Source organism: Microbacterium oxydans, assembly GCF_900095745.1.
In the GTDB taxonomy this organism is placed as follows: domain Bacteria; phylum Actinomycetota; class Actinomycetes; order Actinomycetales; family Microbacteriaceae; genus Microbacterium; species Microbacterium oxydans_B.
Genome location: NZ_FMIR01000018.1, coordinates 317880 through 333925, shown reverse-complemented (window position 1 = coordinate 333925; position 16046 = coordinate 317880). Strand labels below are relative to the sequence as shown.

Sequence of the window (16046 nt, the reverse complement as noted above, 5' to 3'; positions counted from 1 at the left end):
ACCATGCTCGAGCTCAACGTGATCTCGCCGGTCCTGCTGTGGACGGCGATCGCGATCTACGCGGCGGCCTTCGTGGCCTACGCCTTCGATCTCGCACGGCGCTCGCAGGCGACGGCCGACGCGCAGACCGTTCGCGAGCCGGCGCTCGTCGGCGCCGGTGGGGGAACCGCCGTCACCGCCACGGGCGCACCTGGTGCAGAGGTGCCGCCGCAGCGCTTCGTGATGGCACGGATCGGCACCTCGCTGACGGTGCTCGGGTTCGTCTTCCACCTCGCGGCGGCGGTCACCCGCGGTATCGCCGCAGGCCGCGTGCCCTGGGCGAACCTCTACGAGTTCGCGATGATGGGCACGCTGCTCATCGTGGCCGTCTTCCTCGTCGTCCTCACGCGCCTCGACCTGCGCTTCCTCGGCACCTTCATCACCGGTCTCGTCGTGGTGCTGCTCGGCCTCGGAGCGACGAACTTCTACGTCGACGTCTCGCCGCTGATGGACCCGCTCAAGAGCGTGTGGCTCGTCATCCACGTGTTCGTCGCCTCGCTCGCCACGGCGTTCTTCGCACTCGCCTTCGCCCTCTCGGTGATCCAGCTCATGCAGTCGCGTCGTGAGCGTCTCGTCGCAGAGGGCGCCGCGAAGACGGGCCCCGGGTTCCTCCGCACCTTCCCGACGTCGGTGCGGCTGGAGAGCCTGGCGTACATGTTCACGATCATCGGGTTCATCCTCTGGACCTTCACGCTGATCGCCGGATCCATCTGGGCGTACTACGCCTGGAGCCGGTTCTGGGGCTTCGACGTCAAGGAGACCTGGACCTTCGTGATCTGGGTCATCTACGCGGGGTACATCCACGCGCGTGCGACGCGCGGCTGGCGCGGCAACCCTTCGGCGTGGCTCGCGATCGTCGGCTTCTCGGCCGTGATCTTCAACTTCACGATCGTGAACGTCTTCTTCAAGGGCCTGCACGCCTACTCCGGCCTGAGCTGAGTCTCGCCGACTGGCACACCTGAGGCCCGTCCGCGGCACGATCCGCGCGGACGGGTCTCGTGCGTCCGACGCGCGCGGACACATGCCGCCGAAACCGCGAATACGCGGTTGTATGCTCATCGCAGGGGAGCGCGCCGGAGGCAGGAGCCCACATGCCCGTACTCGTCGGAATCGTCGAAGAACATCCCGCGATGCTGTTCGGCATGGCCACGATCCTCAACAGCAGCGACGGCATCCGAGTGGCGGCGAGCGGTGCGACGGCCGATGAGCTGGTGAGCCGCGCCCGACGACTCGACGTGATCCTGCTGGATCTCGCGCTGTCCGACGGTTCCACTCCGGCCGAGAACCTGCGCACCCTCGAACCCCTCGGCGCGAGCGTCGTCGCCTACACCGCAGGTGATCAGCCGCATCATCTCCGCGAGGCCGCGCGGGCGGGGGCCGTGGGCATGATCAACAAGTCCGACTCGCTCGAGGTCATCACCTCGTCGGTCCGCCGTGCGGCGCAGGGCCACATCCTCGCCACGGCGGAGTGGGCGGCCGCCCTCGACTCGGATCACCAGTTCGTCGCGGCGCACCTCAGCCGCCGCGAGTCCGAGGTGCTGTCGCTCTACGCCTCGGGGGAGACGGCCGAGCGCGTCGCACGGACACTTTTCCTGTCGCGCGAGACCGTGCTCGATCACATCCGACGCATCCGGGCGAAGTACGCGGCCGTCGATCGGGCGGCACCGACCAAGGTCGACCTGTTCCGCCGGGCCGTGGAAGACGGTCTGGTCCTGCAGAACCTGTGAGGGAGCCCGGACGCGCTCAGCCCGTGAACGGCCAGATCAGCGGCACGTAGAACACCGCGACCACGAAGAACAAGATCGTCAGCGGCCAGCCGAAGCGCGCATAGTCGCCGAAGCGATAGCCGCCGGGCTCCATGACCATGAGATTCGCCGGCGTTGCGACGGGGGTGAGGAACGCGGCCGCTCCGGCGATCGTGAGAGCCATCAGGAACGGCAGCATCGACGCCTCCATCGCGGTGGCCAGAGCGACGGCGACCGGAGCCACGATGAGCACGGTCGCGGTGTTGCTGATGAGCTGCCCGAGCACCAGCGTGATCAGCACGATCACCGCCACGGCCGCGTGCGGACCCGCGTCGCCGAGGAACGAGCGCAGCCCGTCGGCGATCAGCTGCGCGGCACCGGTCTCCTGGAAAGCCGTCGAGAGCGGGATCATTCCCGCTACGAGGATGACCGTCGTCCAGGAGATCGCGCGGTAGGCCTGGGTGATCGAGACGACACGGGTGAGGATCAGCGCCCCCGCGGCGAGCAGCCCCGCGATCGCGGCCGGCACGATCCCCGTCGCGAGCAGCACGATCATCGCGAGCAGGATCACCGCCGTCCGCTTCGCGCCCGCGCCGAGCGGCACGGAGCGGCGGAGGGTGAGTGGCGCGTCGACCACCAGGACCTCATCGCGCCTGGACGTGTGACGCTGGAGGTCGTCCCAGGAGCCGTCGAGGAGCAGGGCATCGCCGGCCTGCAGATCGGTGCCGGACTCGTCCAGCGCCTCCTGCCCGCGCCGCACACCGAGCACGACGAGGTCGCCCGACGGTGTGCACATGCCGGGGAACACGTGCAGGCCGATCAGGCTGGAGCGCGGCGGCACGACGACCTCGGCGACTCCGCGCGAGGCGGACACCAGTGCCCGGTCGGGCGAGAGCGCATAGTCGGCGCGCAGCAGGGATGCGAGGCGCTCGAGGTCGATCGGTGCGGAGGCCGGCGTGCGCTCCGGCAGCAGCCGGTTGCCCAGGAGCAGGATGATCGCGAGCGTGCCGACGAGCAGCGGGAGCCCCGCGAGCGCGAACTCGAAGAAGCCGAACGGTCGGGCGCCGTTGTCGGTGGCGACCTCGGACACGATGATGTTCACCGGAGTGCCGGTGAGGGTGAGCATCGACCCGGCATGGGCCGAGAAGGCGAGCGGCATCAGCATCTGCGAGGGGCGGATCCCCGCGCGCGCGGCGACCACGACGACGAGCGGCAGGAGCGAGGCGACCGAGCCGTTCACGCTGATCACGGCCGTCATCGCGGCGGTCAGCAGCCCGATCGTGAGCAGCAGCCGCCGACGGCCGGTGCCGGAGCGGGCGACCACCTCCTGCCCCGCCCACGCGATGATGCCGGTCGATTCCAGTGCCTCGCTGACGACGAACAGGGACGCGATGAAGAGCACCGTCGGGTCGCCGAACCCGGCGAGAGCCGACCCCAGATCGAGCACCCCGGTCAGGTAGAGGGCCACCGAGACGCCGACGGCCACGACACCGAGGGGGATGCGGTTGGAGACGAAGGCGATCACCGCGCACAGCAGGATGACGAGGGTCGCGACGATCGGGTCCACGGCCCCACGATAGGGCGCGCTCCGGATCGCGGCGACCCCCCTAGTTCTAGGGGGTGTGCTTGCAGGAGCTTCTCGCTCGACACGATCATGGGGACTATGGCTGCGGAGAAGTCGGTGAGTGCCTCGGATGCCGAGAGCAAGGGATTCCTGAACTGGATCGAGAAGGTCGGCAACAAGGTGCCGGACCCGACGATCATGTTCGTCTACCTGATCGGTCTGATCGCGGTGCTCTCCGCCATCCTGTCCTGGGTGGGGGTGTCGGTCACGGACGACGTCGTGATCCCGGTCCCGAAGGACGAGTTCTCCCAGGTCAACGAGCAGTTCGGCGGCAACTGGGAGATCTACGACACCACGACCGGAATGCCCGCGGAAATCCCCGACTACACGATCGAGGAGCAGACCTTCGAGGTACGCAACCTGCTGTCCATCGACGGCATCCGCTTCTTCTTCTCGTCTTTCGTCGACAACTTCGCCGGCTTCGGCGTCGTCGCGGTGGTGCTGATCGCGATGGCGGGTGTCGGCGTGGCCGAGCACGCCGGACTCATGGGCGCGATGATCCGCCGCGTGGTCAAGGTCGCGCCGCGACGCTGGCTCGCGTTCATCCTGATCTTCGTCGGTGTGCTCTCCTCGGTGGCGACGGATGCCGGCTACCTGATCCTGGTTCCCTTGGCCGCCGCCGCGTTCTTCACCGTGGGGCGGCATCCGCTCGCAGGTCTCGCCGGGGCGTTCGCCGGCGTCGGGGCGGCGTTCGGCGCGAACCTCCTCATCACACCGAGCGACAGCATGCTCACCGAGATCACGAACGAGGTGCTCACCAGCGCCGGGATGCAGCCGATCGAGGTGACGCAGAACTTCTACTTCGGGATCGTGTCGACGTTCCTGCTCACGGCGGTGGCGCTGCTCGTGACCGTCCTCGTCACCGAGAAACGGCTCGGAAAGTACGACCGCAAAGACATGACGATCGCGGACGAGGCCGAGAGCGTCGACCACGACGCCGAAGCCCGCGGGCTGAAGTTCTCGTTCTGGGCGCTGCTGGGCTTCGTCGCCGTGATCCTCGCGCTCACCCTGCCGCCCGGCGCGCCGCTGCGCGACCCGGAGACGGGCGACATCATCGGCACCACGCCGTTCATGGCCAGTCTGGTCTTCATCATCTCGCTCGCGTTCCTCGTGTGCGGCCTCGCATACGGGGCGGGCGCGAAGACACTGCGCGGTGGCTCGGCCGCGGTCGGTGCGATCGCGAAGACGTTCGGGAGCCTGGGTGGCCTGCTCGTGATGTTCCTGATGATCGCCCAGTTCATCGCCCTGTTCAACTGGAGCAATCTCCCCACCGTCGCCGCCATCTCGGCCGCCGAACTGCTGGAGCAGGCGAACGTGCCTGCGATCGTGCTGCTGCTCGCGTTCATCGTCGTGATCGTGATCCTCGACTTCATCCTTCCCGGCCTGGTTCCGAAGTGGGTGATCTTCGCCCCGGTCTTCATCCCGATCTTCGCGTCGCTCGATGTGGCACCGCAGACGCTGCTCGCCGCGTACCGCGTCGGCGACTCGCCGGTGAACGTGCTGACCCCGCTCATGGTCTACCTGCCGTTCATGGTGACCGTCGCACAGCGCTACAAGAAGGAGGCCGGCATCGGCACGATCATCGCGCTGATGATCCCGTACGCCGTGTGGATGCTGCTGTCGTGGACGGCGCTGTACGTGGTCTGGTTCCTCCTCGGTATCCCCTGGGGCCCCGGCTCACCGGTCGACATGGTCGGCTGACCCGTCTCCCGTCCCGGCAGGGTGCAGGGACGGATCTCGACGCCGCATCGCAGAACAAGGAGCAGACTCATGGACCGCAGGCCGAACAAGCTGATCCCCGCCGATCTGAAGACCACCCCGGGGCTGGATGCCGTCGATGCGGCCCGGATCCGGGTGGGTGAGATCGCCGCCGATGTCGAGGCGATCGGGATCGGGGTGTATTCCGACGGTGAGGTGCCCGCAGACCTCGGGTTCGATCGCGACGCACTCGAGAACGCCGGCTTCACCGCGAAGCCGGGTACCTCGATCGTGCTTCCGCGCGCCGGGGAACCCGACCTCGTCGCCGTCGGACTGGGGGCGAGGGCGGATGCCGGGGCCGGCGGCCTGCGTGACGCCGCCGCGACTCTCGCCAGGGCCGCATCGCGGCGGGAGAATCTGGGCTTGCGGATGGACGACCTCGCGGGAGTGGATGCCGCGGATGCCGTGCGTGCGCTCGCCGAAGGGGCTCTGCTCGCCCGCTACCGCTACACGGTGCTGAACGGGTCGTCGAAGCACGTCCCGCTCGTGTCGTTCACGATCGACGTCCCCGGAGGGACGGCCGAGCCCATCGCCGCTGCTCTCACCGGCGTGCGTGCCGCCGTCGTCGCCCGTGATCTGGCGAACACGCCTCCCGGGCATCTGACCGCGGTCAACATGGGCGAGATCGCCGTCGAGCTCGGCGCCCGCTTCGGGTTCGAGGTCGAGCTCTTCGACAAGCAGTCGCTCATCGATCTCGGCTGCGGCGGGCTGCTCGGTGTGAACCAGGGCTCGGTGGAGGAGCCGCGCATGATCAAGCTCGTCTACGCCCCGGACGGTGGTGGTGCGGGGCATCTGGGCCTCGTCGGCAAAGGCATCATGTACGACTCCGGAGGCATCAGCCTCAAGCCCAGCGACCCCATGCACCTGCTCATGAAGATGGACATGGGCGGCGCGGCCGCCGTGCTCGGCGCCTTCGTCGGGCTTCGCGACGCCGGGGTCGGCGCCCAGGTCTCGGGGTGGCTGATGTGCACCGACAACATGCCTTCGGGCACGGCGTACAAGCTCGGCGACGTGCTCACCGCCCGCGGCGGCACCACGATCGAGGTGAAGAACACCGACGCCGAGGGGCGCCTGGTGATGAGCGATGCGCTCGTGCTCGCGACCGAAGACGAGGTGGATGCGATCATCGACATCGCGACGCTGACCGGTGCCGCGCTGGTGTCGCTCGGCGCCGCGACCGCTCCGGTCTTCGGCAACGACCAGGCGACGGTCGACCTGGTGCGCGCGGCCTCCGAGGTTGTCGACGAGTCGGTGTGGCAGCTGCCTCTGGAGCAAGTACCGCAAACAGCTCGACTCCGAGATCGCCGACATCGCGAACCTCGGCGGTCCGTTCGCGGGGGCGACGACGGCGGCGCTGTTCCTGGAGCACTTCGTCGGCGACACTCCCTGGGCGCACCTCGACATCGCCGGCACGATGCAGACCGAGAAGGACGACTCCTGGCGCACGGCCGGAGCCACCGGTTTCGGGGCGCGGCTGCTGCTGGAGGCGGCCCGGACGTTCCCGCCGGTATCCTGACCTCCTCGGCTTCGCTGGCGCGGCGAAAACGGAGACCGAATGCGGTCGGCCCGGCGTGTCATGATGTGACGCGCCGGGCCGGCAGTGGATGGTCTCCGTTTTGGCAGGGGTGAGGGGGCAGGGAGCGGATCAGGCCGTGGCGAGGACCGCCTTGGCCGAGGTCGTTCGGCGGAGGGTGACCGCGAGCGTGGTCGCCACCAGGGACAGCACGCCCCAGACGACCAGGGCAGCGACGGCCGAGCCGCTTCCCGCGATCAAGCCGGCGAACGCCGGAGCGGTAGGCAGCGCGGCACCGATGCTGGAGAGCCACCCTGGCACGGTCGAGATGAGACCTGTCGCGACGGCGAGCACTCCGACGAGGGCGGAGATCCAGCGCCCGACGCCACCGAACAGGGCCACGAGGGCCTGGTTCACGGCTGCGAACGCCACGCCGGCGAGCACCGCTGTTCCCGCGAACGCCCACCACGCGGCCGCGTCGTAACTCGCCACGATCTGCACGATCAGTGACACCAGCAGCCCCTGGCCCGCGCCGATCAGGGCGGCCGGAGCGAAGGCGCGCAGCGTCAGCGCGGCGGACGAGCGACGGGACGTGAGAGTGCGGGCGGTGTGGGCGCGCATCACCACGAAGGTGGCGAGTCCGCCGAACCACAGCACGACGGCGGCGAGCAGTGGGATCGCGGTCGGTCCGAAGATCGTGTCCATCGAGGAGTTCGACGACACCGGGTCGGCGATCACCGAGGCGAGCGACTTCGAATCGCTGTCGCTGAACGAGGGGAGCGAGTCGGATGCCGTGCGCAGCCCGCCCGCGAGGTCACCGGTTCCGGTCGCCAGGGTGTCGATCCCGGTCGCCAGCTCGGTCGTGCCGTCGGCCAGTGCGGTCGCGCCGGTGGAGAGCTGGGTCGCACCGGTCGCGATCCCGCGTGCTCCGGTGGCGGATGCGGCGATGCCCTGGTCAGCGAGCTGGGTGAGTCCGCCGGAGAGCTGGGTGGCTCCCGCGCCCGCCTGGGTCATGCTCGAGGCGATCGTACTGAGCGAGCCGGGGAGGGCGGCGATTCCGCCGGCGACCTTCGGGCTGTTGAGCACACCGGAGGCGGTTCCTGCCGAGGTCGCGACCGCGCCCGCGTCGGTCGCGAGCGACGTGTACAGGGTGCACTCGTCCTGGTCCGCGATCGGCGGCGTGCAGGCGGTCTTCTGCAGCCCGCCCAGCTTCTGCGCGAGCGCGGCCGATCCGCTCGCTGCGCTCTGCGCCGATGTCGAGGCGCCCTGGATCGCCCCGACGAGCTGCTGGGTCTGACCGACGCTCTGCTGCAGCTGGTTGCCGCCGCCGGTCAGCCCCGAACCGATCTGCGCAGCACCCGCCGCAGCCTCCCGCGTCTTCCCGGCGATCGTGTCGAGGCCCGTGGCCAGCGACGACGCACCCGTCCCGAGCTCGCCCGCCCCCGATGCCAGCTTCGTGGCGCCGTCGGGGATCGCCGCAGCACCGGTCGCGGCATCCCGCGCACCGTTCGCGAGCTTCAGCGCCCCGTCGGCGGCTTCGCCGATCTGGTCGCCGATCGTGGTGAAGCCGACCAGGATGTTCTCGGTCGTCGCCTCGGACAGCATGGTGCCCATCGTCGAGGCCGCGACATCGGCGATCTGGCCGGTGATGAGGTCGTCGGCGACGAGGCCGTCGTCGGGAGTGGTCACGGTGATGGTGGCCTGCTCAGCCTCACCGCCGCCGTCCGAGATCGCCTGACCGGCCGAGGTGGCCGCGGCGGAGAACTCCTCCGGGATCGTGATGACCGCCTGGTACGAGCCGTCGGCGAGACCGTCGGCCGCATCCTCTTCGTTCGAGATCACCCAGGTCAGGTTCGAGTCGAGGTCGTCCGAGCCCTCGACGAGACCTGCGGCCAACTGCCGTCCGAGCGGGGTGACCTGGTCGTCGATGGTGACCGGCTCGTCGAGGTTGACGATCGCCGCGGTCATCGAGTCCAGACGCTCGGTCGGGTTCTGCAGGGCCGCGACCAGGATGCCGCCGACCGCTGCGGGAAGCAGCAGCACGCCGAGGATGGTCAGCCACGTGATCGGCTTGCGGGAGCGCGCGCGCTCGATGGGGAGGGTCATGCGGTCACCTCGGTGGATTCGGCGGTGCTCCGGCGAGGAGCACGCGTGTCGAGAGTTTCGGCGGCGGGCCAACCGGCCTCCGCGAGAGTGGTCCGTGCCTCGTCGGCATCGGAGGCGGTGGCGAACACCGCGAGCGTGCGGGAAGCTGCGGCATCTCGCAGCATCGCGGCCGCCTGGTCGCGCTGGCCGCCGGTCAGGCGATCGATCCCGTCGATCACGACGATCTGCGACTTTCCGCGCAGTGCCTCGGCGAGGTCCGCGAGGGCAGCGTCGGCGTCGTCGACCAGCACGCAGCCGACGTGTGCGCGCACCCAGGCGCCGCGTCCGGGCAGCAGATGGCCCGCGACGCGGAGCCGTCCGTCGGTGGGCGTCACCCGGCCCGCGATCGTGAGCGCCAGTGCGCGTCGGGCGCGCACGTCGCCACCGGTCGCGACGAGCGCCCCGCCTTCCGGGATGCGCAGCGACAGGTTCTCGACGATCGGCGCATCGGCGCTGATGTCGAGATCATCGGCCGCGACGATCGAACCGTCTCCCGGCCACTGGGCCAGGTGACGCTCGCGCTCCACGGCCTCGCCCTCGACGTCGACCCGGGGGAGGATCTTCTCCAACCACGCGGGCAGCTCCCAGGCGCGCTCGCCGAGGATCGCCATGAGGGCGGGGATCAGCGTCATCCGCACCAGGAAGGCGTCGATCGCGATGCCGGCCGCGAGGCCCAGGGCGATGGGTTTCAGCGACGAGTCGCCTTCGGGGACGAACGCCACGAAGACCGCGAACATGATGAGTCCTGCGGCGGTGACGACCTTGGCCGATCCCGTGAAGCCGCTGCGGACGGTGCGCAGCGCGGCAGCGCGTCGCGTGGCCCGATCAGGGCTCTTCGAGTCGGGGTCGTGCACGAAGTCCTCGCGCATCCGCGAGACGAGGAACACCTGGTAGTCCATCGCGAGCCCGAACAGCACGCCCATCAGGATGATCGGCATGAAGCTGATGATCGGGCCGACCTTGGCGACGTGCAGCAGATCGGCGAACCAGCCCCACTCGAACACGGCGCCGACCACGCCGAACGCGGCGACGATCGAGAGCAGGTAGCCGGCGGCTGCGGTGATCGGCACCCACAGCGAGCGGAAGACGATGGTGAGCAGGATGAGCGAGAGCCCGATCACGAAGATGCCGAACGGCAGCAGCGCGTTGCCGAGCTGGTCGGAGATGTCGATGCCGATGGCGGTGAAGCCGGTGACCTTGAGGTCGATCCCGAACTCATCGAGCCACTCGTCGTGGTGGCTCCGCAGCTCGCGCACGAGGTCGGCGGTCGCCGGGTCGTCCGGGGCGGTCTCCGGGACGATCTGCACGATCCCGGTGTCCGCCGTCTCGTTCGGCGTCGCGAGGGCGACCTCCTTGACGCCGGGAACCTCGGCGACGGCATCCCCGAGGTCTTCCATCAGCGTGAGCGGGTCGGTGGAGGTGACGATGGTGCCGGTGAGGATCATCGGGCCGTTGAAGCCCGGTCCGAACTCCTCGGCCACCAGGTCGTAGGTCTGACGCGCCTCCGAGTCCTTCGGCAGCACGCCGGCGTTCGGAAGTGCGAGGTTGAGGCTGAGTGCCGGGATGGCCACGATGCCGAGGCCGATCACGACGGCGAGCGAGACGAGGATCGGGCGCTTGGTGACGCCGTTCACCCACCGCGCGCTGCCCTTCGCACGCACCGGAGCAGCGGGAGCATCGTCACTGTCGGCCTTCTTCTTCGCCTTCGGGGCGCGCCTCGGGCGACCGACGACCTTCCCCTTCATGAAGCCGAGGAAGGCCGGCGTCAGGGTGACCGCGATCGCGACGGCGACCGCCACCGAGACGGAGGCCGCGATGCCCATGGTCGTCAGGAACGGGATGCCGGCGAAGCCGAGGCCGATCAGCGCGATGAGCACCGTGACGCCGGCGAACACGACGGCCGACCCGGCGGTTCCGACAGCGCGCGAGGCGGACTCCTCGGGATCGACGCCCTCACGGACCTGGTCTTGATGTCGCGCCATGATGAACAGCGCGTAGTCGATGCCGACCGCGAGCCCGAGCATGAGCGCGAGCAGCGGGGTGGTGGACGACACGGTGGCGAACGCGGTCGCTGTGAAGATGCCCGCCATCGAGATGCCGACACCGAGGATCGCTGTGAGCAGCGGCAGGCCGGCCACGACGAAGGAGCGGAAGGTGACGATCAACACGAGCAGCGCGATCAGGAGGCCGACCGCCTCGGTGAGCGTGACACCGGGGATCGAGATCGCGAAGAGGTCGCCGCCCAGCGAGGTCTGCGCACCATCGGGGAGCTCGGCGTCGAGGTCGCTCACGACGGAGCGCAGCGCATCCTTCGTGTCATCCGAGACGTCGGTGGACTCGCCGTCGAACTGCACGCGCACGATGGCGGCGGTGTCGTCGTCGTTGATCATGCCCTCGACCATCTCGTCGTAGGGCGAGGTGGCGGCGAGCACGCCGTCGAGGTCGCCGAGTTCGTCGACGGCATCCTCGATGTGGTCGCGGTAGTCGTCGGCAGTGATCTCGTCGCCGTCGGCGGCCACGACGATGAACTGCGCGTTCGTGCCGCTCACCTGCGGGAACGAGCGCGAGAGCTGCTCGAGGCCGGCCTGTGATTCAGTGCCGGGGATCGAGAACGTGTTGTCGGTGCCCGCCCCCAGCACGAGTGCTCCGGCTCCGGCGATGCCGAGCGCGAGCAGCCAGGACACGAGGACTCGCCAGGGGTGCCGGAAGGACCAGCGGCCGAGCGAGGACAGGAGTGTGGACACGCGTTCCTCCGAGGGGTACTGATTGGATACACAGGTGTATCCGATACATACATGTATCGTAAATTGACCGGCACGTCGGAATCTGTGTGCCGGGTGTGAATCGTGCGAGAGTGAAGGGTCAGGAGGTTTCGATGTCGACACCCGCAACCCGCAGCCGTGAGAACACGCGTGCCCGTCTGCTCGAGGCCGCCGCGCAGGTCTTCGCCGAGGTCGGTCTCGACGGCGCCTCGGTCGAGGCCGTGTGCGAGCGAGCCGGATTCACCCGCGGCGCGTTCTACTCGAACTTCGAATCCAAGGACGAGCTGTTCCTCATGCTCGCCGCGAGCGTCTCCGACGTGCGCGTGAGCGGAGTTCGCACCCGGGTCGAGGAACTGACGGCGGAGGGTGCCCTGGTCGAGGGGTGCGATCCGATCGAGCTCGTGCAGCAGATCATGGAGCTCGGCGGCGACGACCGCCTGGGCGTGATGCTGCTGAGTGAGATCCGCATCCGGGCTCTGCGCGACGCGAAGTTCGGCGAGGCGTACCTCGCGCAGGAGAGCGAGATGGTGTCGAGCATCGCGCAGATCATCGACGACATCGTCTCGGTCAGTGCGTTGAAGCTGCGCCTGCCGGCCGAGACTGCAGCACGCATGCTCATGATCCTCTGGGAGGGCATGACCGTGCGCGGGGCGATGGCCGGCCAGGACGACGCGCAGCTGCGCCAGGCGGGCAGCGAGCAGCTCGGGCGGCTCGTGCAGCTGATCATCGAGTCGTAGCGCGAGTCGCCGGGGCATCGGGCGCGGAATCGCTCGATCGGGCGCGATTCGGCGCGAGCGACAGCAGGGCGCCGGCCGCCAGGAGCGCGGCCGTGACGAGGAACGTCGTCCGGAGCGCAGCGGTCAGCGCGTCCGGGGAGGCGGCGGCGATCTCGCCGGAACCGGATGCTGCGGCGAACAGCGCGGCGAGCACAGAGGCGCCGGTGACGAGACCGAGATTGCGGGAGAGTCCCAGGAGGCCCGAGGCCGCCCCGCGACGGTCGGCGGGGGTCGAGTTCAGAACGCCGGTGTTGTTGGCGGCGAGGAACAACTGGTAACCGGGAGCGAGCAGCACGGTGCCCGTGACGTATCCCGGCAGCCCCCACCAGGCCGGCAGCAGGGCGAGCGCGAGCGCCCCGAGGAGCATCCCGCCGAGTCCGACCGATGTCATCCGGTGCGTGCCGAACCGGTCGACCGCGCGTCCGGCCAGCACGCCGGTGCAGATCGAAGCGAGTGGTCCGGCCGCCATGACGACGCCGATCGCCGCGGGTGGCAGGTGCAGCGCGCCCGCGAGGAAGAAGGGGCCCACCACGAGGGTGCTCATCATGACGGTGCCGACGATGAGGTTCAGGATCGCGCCGCGCGAGATGCTGCGGCTCCTGAGCAGTACCGGCGGCAGCAGCGGGTGGCTCGCGCGACGCTCGCGCATCATGAACAGCACGGCGGCGGCGACGGCTCCGCCGACGAGTGGCAGCGTCGGCCACGAGGCCTGATCGCCCGGTGCGGTGACGCCGAGCGTGTAGAGGGCGACGGCCACCGTCAGCAGGACCATGCCCGGAAGGTCGAAGCCGCGACGGGGGCTGCCTCTGTGCCGTGCTTCCGCGCCGGTCGCGGCCGCCAGGGCTGCGGCGAGGAGTCCGAGCGGCACCATGGCGGCGAAGATCGCCGGCCAACCCGCCACCGTGATCAGGAGACCGCCGAGCGCCGGGCCGGAGGCGGTCCCCACCGCTGCCGTGGTGCCGAGCAGGCCCATCACGCGCCCCAGGCGATCCGGCGGGACCAGGTCGCGGGCGCGCGCCAGGGGGAGCGCCATCATGACGGCGGCGCCGATGCCCTGCAGTGCGCGGGCGGCGATCAGCATCCACAGGGTCGGCGCGATCGCAGACAGCGCGGCCGCGATCGTGAAGACCGCGATGCCGAGCAGCAGCACCCGACGCCGGCCGAGCAGGTCGCCCAGGTGTCCCACCGTGAGGCTCGTCGCCGTCATCGCCAGCAGGTATGCGAGAGCCACCCACTGCGTCTGCGCGAAGGTGCCGTCGAGTTCCGCGGCGATCGTGGGGAGCGCGACGTTCGCGGCGCTGGTCCCGAGCGATGCGACCAGGACGCTGAGGGCGAGCCCGGCCGTGCCCGCGCGCAGGAGGGGCGTGGGGGTGGAAGTCTCCGTCATGTCCTCAGCATCGATCGCGGAACGCTCGACCAGCAACCCGCGTTGCCGAAACCGGGACGCCCGTGGTCCTATAAAGCCATGGAACAACAGGAATCGGTCCTCGACGCGACGCTGGAGCAGATCGGTCCCCGTCTTCAGTCGCTGCGCGCTCGCCGCGGCCTCACGCTGACCGAAGTCGCCACAGCCACCCGGATCTCGAAGAGCACACTGTCACGGCTCGAGACCGGTCAGCGACGTCCGAGCCTCGAGCTGCTGCTGCCGCTCGCGCGGATGTACCGCGTCTCGCTCGACGACCTCGTCGGCGCTCCGGAGACCGGCGACCCACGGGTGCGGCTGCGCCCGCGGAGGGTCAACGGCCGCACCGTGGTCGCGCTGACCCGCCAGCCCGGGGAGAGGCATGCGTGGAAGATCCTCGTGCCGCGGGAGGCGTCGGAGCCGAAGCTCACCGCGCACGACGGGTCATCGTGGATGTACGTGCTCACCGGCCGCATCCGCCTCATCGTGGGGGACCGCGACGTGATTCTCGAAGCCGGCGAGGTCGCGGAGTTCGACACCCGAACGCCGCACTGGTTCGGCGCCGACGGTGAGCAGGATGCGGAGATCCTCACGATCTTCGGCGCGGACGGCGACCATGGCCCGCGGGCTGCTGACCTTGCGACGCGTCACCTCGCCGAGATGCTCGGCGAGGTGGGAGAGACGCACTGACCTCCGGTGGGATGTCGCGCGCCGGCCCGTATCGGTTCAGTTCGCGGCGGTCGACAGCTCGTAGTGGCAGCGGGCGAGTCGGGCGAGCCACCATTCGCGACGCTCGTCTGATGCTGCGAGGCGGGTGAGTGCCTCGGAGTCGGGCGTCACGCGGCCTACCGGGATCGAGCCGTCGACCGGACGCAGGTCGGCCACGTCGTCGAGGAAGAGTGAGGCGGTGCCGAGTCCGCAGTCGTAGTCCAATGTCGGGAGGGCTGCGGCCAGTGCGGCGCCCTGCGACAGGCCGATCGCCGTGTCGAGTGCGCTCGAGACCACGACCGGGAGCCCCGCCGCGGTGACGATCTGCAGTGCGTGCGTGATACCGCCGAGTGGTTGGGCTTTGATCACGAGCAGATCGGCCGCACCGGCGCGGGCGACGGCGAGCGGGTCGGAGGACTTGCGCACGCTCTCGTCGGCGGCGACCGGGATGCCCATGTACTTGACCCGCTTGCGCAGATCAGCCAGCTCCGGCACGGTCGCGCAGGGCTGCTCCACGTACTCCAGGTCGTACTCGCCCAGGGCGTGGACGGCGTGTTCGGCCTCGTCGACGTTCCAGGCGCCGTTCGCATCCACCCGGATGCGTCCCTCCGGCCCCATCGCCTCACGCACGGCGCGGATCCGCGCCACGTCATCGGCGAGGCTCTGACCAGGCTCGGCGACCTTGACCTTGGCGGTGCGGCATCCGGAGAACCGCTCCAGGATTTCGGCGACGCGGGCGGCTTCCACCGCGGGGATCGTCGCGTTCACACCGATCCGGTCACGCAGCGGCGCCGGCTGCTCGCGCCACGCGAAGTCGATCGCCGCAGCGAGCCACGTCGAAGCCTCGGCATCCTCGTACTCGGTGAACGGCGAGAACTCCGCCCATCCCTCCGGCCCCTCGAAAAGGAGGGCCTCCCGCACCTCCACGCCGCGGAAGCGGCTGTGCATCGGGAGGGCGACGACCCTGGCCGAGTCGATCAGGTCTGCGAGCGGCGGGATCATGTGCCCATTCTGCTCCGTGGAAGCGTCCGCGCGCCGCTCGTCTTCCGGGTGAGTCGCCCCGCCCCGCCCCCTGCCCCCTGCCGAGCGCACGGCTTGCTGCCGAGCGCACGGCTTGTAGACGCCACGAAGCCGTGCGCTCGACGAGAAGCCGTGCGCTCGGCGATCCCGAGGGGGAGGGGGTAGGTCAGGCATAGATGTGCGATTGACAATGGTGTGTGACGCACAGTAATGTGATCGACATGAACGAGACGCTCGACACGCACCTGCAGGAACTGCGGCGCGGCACCGTGGTGCTCGCCTGCCTGCAGCTGCTGCGCACGCCGGGTTACGGATACTCGTTGCTCGAGCAGCTCGAGCAACGAGGATTCGCGACCGACGCGAACACGCTGTACCCGCTGCTCCGTCGGCTCGAGAAGCAGGAGTACCTCACGAGCGAGTGGAACACCGACGAGGCCCGGCCCCGCAAGTTCTACCGCACCTCGGATGCCGGCATCCGCCTCGCCGACACCCTCACCGACGAATGGCGGTCGCTCACCACCGCGATCACCACCCTCACAGCAGAGGAGAACTGA

12 protein-coding genes are annotated in these 16046 nt (G+C 69.6%); 7 read left to right on the top strand and 5 right to left on the bottom strand.

Translation table 11 applies throughout. The annotated features are described in order from the left end of the window. The first annotated feature begins 3 nt into the window (after nucleotides 1-3). Together ccsB and BQ2383_RS14290 are read left to right on the top strand one after the other, a co-directional pair. Nucleotides 4-978 carry a c-type cytochrome biogenesis protein CcsB gene (gene ccsB, locus BQ2383_RS14295; protein WP_029263877.1) on the top strand — a complete coding sequence of 325 codons (975 nt, stop codon included), beginning with the start codon at nucleotides 4-6 and terminating at the stop codon, nucleotides 976-978. Between the two features lie 152 nt (nucleotides 979-1130). Continuing rightward, nucleotides 1131-1766, top strand: a complete 636-nt coding sequence (locus tag BQ2383_RS14290) for a response regulator (RefSeq protein ID WP_091035358.1) — start codon at nucleotides 1131-1133, stop codon at nucleotides 1764-1766. Between the two features lie 16 nt (nucleotides 1767-1782). On the opposite strand, the gene BQ2383_RS14285 is transcribed toward BQ2383_RS14290, so the two are convergent. Continuing rightward, nucleotides 1783-3351, bottom strand: a complete 1569-nt coding sequence (locus BQ2383_RS14285; RefSeq protein WP_091035355.1) for an SLC13 family permease — start codon at nucleotides 3349-3351, stop codon at nucleotides 1783-1785. A gap of 96 nt (nucleotides 3352-3447) precedes the next feature. Between BQ2383_RS14285 and BQ2383_RS14280 the strand changes: the two genes are divergently transcribed. Together BQ2383_RS14280 and BQ2383_RS14275 are read left to right on the top strand one after the other, a co-directional pair. Next, nucleotides 3448-5109 carry an AbgT family transporter gene (locus BQ2383_RS14280; RefSeq protein ID WP_091035353.1) on the top strand — a complete coding sequence of 554 codons (1662 nt, stop codon included), beginning with the start codon at nucleotides 3448-3450 and terminating at the stop codon, nucleotides 5107-5109. 69 nt (nucleotides 5110-5178) lie between these two features. After that, nucleotides 5179-6795 carry a leucyl aminopeptidase family protein gene (locus BQ2383_RS14275; RefSeq protein ID WP_432206343.1) on the top strand — a complete coding sequence of 539 codons (1617 nt, stop codon included), beginning with the start codon at nucleotides 5179-5181 and terminating at the stop codon, nucleotides 6793-6795. 16 nt (nucleotides 6796-6811) lie between these two features. Here BQ2383_RS14275 and BQ2383_RS19610 read toward each other — a convergent pair whose 3' ends face one another. Next, on the bottom strand, nucleotides 6812-8785 hold the full coding sequence (locus BQ2383_RS19610) for a YhgE/Pip family protein (RefSeq protein WP_091035350.1): 1974 nt from the start codon (nucleotides 8783-8785) through the stop codon (nucleotides 6812-6814). Further along, nucleotides 8782-11568: an MMPL family transporter gene (locus BQ2383_RS14265; RefSeq protein WP_091035349.1), complete on the bottom strand. Its 2787-nt coding sequence runs from the start codon at nucleotides 11566-11568 to the stop codon at nucleotides 8782-8784. Before BQ2383_RS14265 ends, BQ2383_RS19610 begins: the two co-directional genes overlap by 4 nt. A gap of 131 nt (nucleotides 11569-11699) precedes the next feature. Here BQ2383_RS14265 and BQ2383_RS14260 point away from each other — a divergent pair, with 131 nt between their 5' ends. Further along, nucleotides 11700-12323 carry a TetR/AcrR family transcriptional regulator gene (locus BQ2383_RS14260; protein WP_091035346.1) on the top strand — a complete coding sequence of 208 codons (624 nt, stop codon included), beginning with the start codon at nucleotides 11700-11702 and terminating at the stop codon, nucleotides 12321-12323. On the opposite strand, the gene BQ2383_RS14255 is transcribed toward BQ2383_RS14260, so the two are convergent. Then, a complete protein-coding gene (locus BQ2383_RS14255) occupies nucleotides 12310-13749 on the bottom strand; it encodes an MFS transporter (RefSeq protein WP_140403366.1) in 1440 nt (479 codons plus the stop codon). The genes BQ2383_RS14260 and BQ2383_RS14255 overlap by 14 nt on opposite strands. Before the next feature lie 78 nt (nucleotides 13750-13827). On the opposite strand from BQ2383_RS14255, the gene BQ2383_RS14250 reads away from it, so the two are divergent. Beyond that, nucleotides 13828-14454 carry a helix-turn-helix domain-containing protein gene (locus BQ2383_RS14250; RefSeq protein WP_091035341.1) on the top strand — a complete coding sequence of 209 codons (627 nt, stop codon included), beginning with the start codon at nucleotides 13828-13830 and terminating at the stop codon, nucleotides 14452-14454. Between the two features lie 36 nt (nucleotides 14455-14490). Here BQ2383_RS14250 and BQ2383_RS14245 read toward each other — a convergent pair whose 3' ends face one another. Then, nucleotides 14491-15474 carry an o-succinylbenzoate synthase gene (locus BQ2383_RS14245; RefSeq protein ID WP_091035339.1) on the bottom strand — a complete coding sequence of 328 codons (984 nt, stop codon included), beginning with the start codon at nucleotides 15472-15474 and terminating at the stop codon, nucleotides 14491-14493. 239 nt (nucleotides 15475-15713) lie between these two features. Between BQ2383_RS14245 and BQ2383_RS14240 the strand changes: the two genes are divergently transcribed. Further along, on the top strand, nucleotides 15714-16046 hold the full coding sequence (locus BQ2383_RS14240) for a PadR family transcriptional regulator (RefSeq protein ID WP_091035888.1): 333 nt from the start codon (nucleotides 15714-15716) through the stop codon (nucleotides 16044-16046).

Excerpts from the sequence above, each read along its gene's own strand:
- BQ2383_RS14245 (WP_091035339.1), bottom strand. The coding sequence starts at position 15,474 with ATGATCCCGCCGCTCGCAGACCTGATCGACTCGGCCAGGGTCGTCGCC.
- ccsB (WP_029263877.1), top strand. The coding sequence starts at position 4 with ATGCTCGAGCTCAACGTGATCTCGCCGGTCCTGCTGTGGACGGCGATC.
- BQ2383_RS14255 (WP_140403366.1), bottom strand. The coding sequence starts at position 13,749 with ATGACGGAGACTTCCACCCCCACGCCCCTCCTGCGCGCGGGCACGGCC.
- BQ2383_RS14275 (WP_432206343.1), top strand. The coding sequence starts at position 5,179 with ATGGACCGCAGGCCGAACAAGCTGATCCCCGCCGATCTGAAGACCACC.
- BQ2383_RS19610 (WP_091035350.1), bottom strand. The coding sequence starts at position 8,785 with ATGACCCTCCCCATCGAGCGCGCGCGCTCCCGCAAGCCGATCACGTGG.
- BQ2383_RS14290 (WP_091035358.1), top strand. The coding sequence starts at position 1,131 with ATGCCCGTACTCGTCGGAATCGTCGAAGAACATCCCGCGATGCTGTTC.
- BQ2383_RS14240 (WP_091035888.1), top strand. The coding sequence starts at position 15,714 with ATGAACGAGACGCTCGACACGCACCTGCAGGAACTGCGGCGCGGCACC.
- BQ2383_RS14260 (WP_091035346.1), top strand. The coding sequence starts at position 11,700 with ATGTCGACACCCGCAACCCGCAGCCGTGAGAACACGCGTGCCCGTCTG.
- BQ2383_RS14250 (WP_091035341.1), top strand. The coding sequence starts at position 13,828 with ATGGAACAACAGGAATCGGTCCTCGACGCGACGCTGGAGCAGATCGGT.
- BQ2383_RS14280 (WP_091035353.1), top strand. The coding sequence starts at position 3,448 with ATGGCTGCGGAGAAGTCGGTGAGTGCCTCGGATGCCGAGAGCAAGGGA.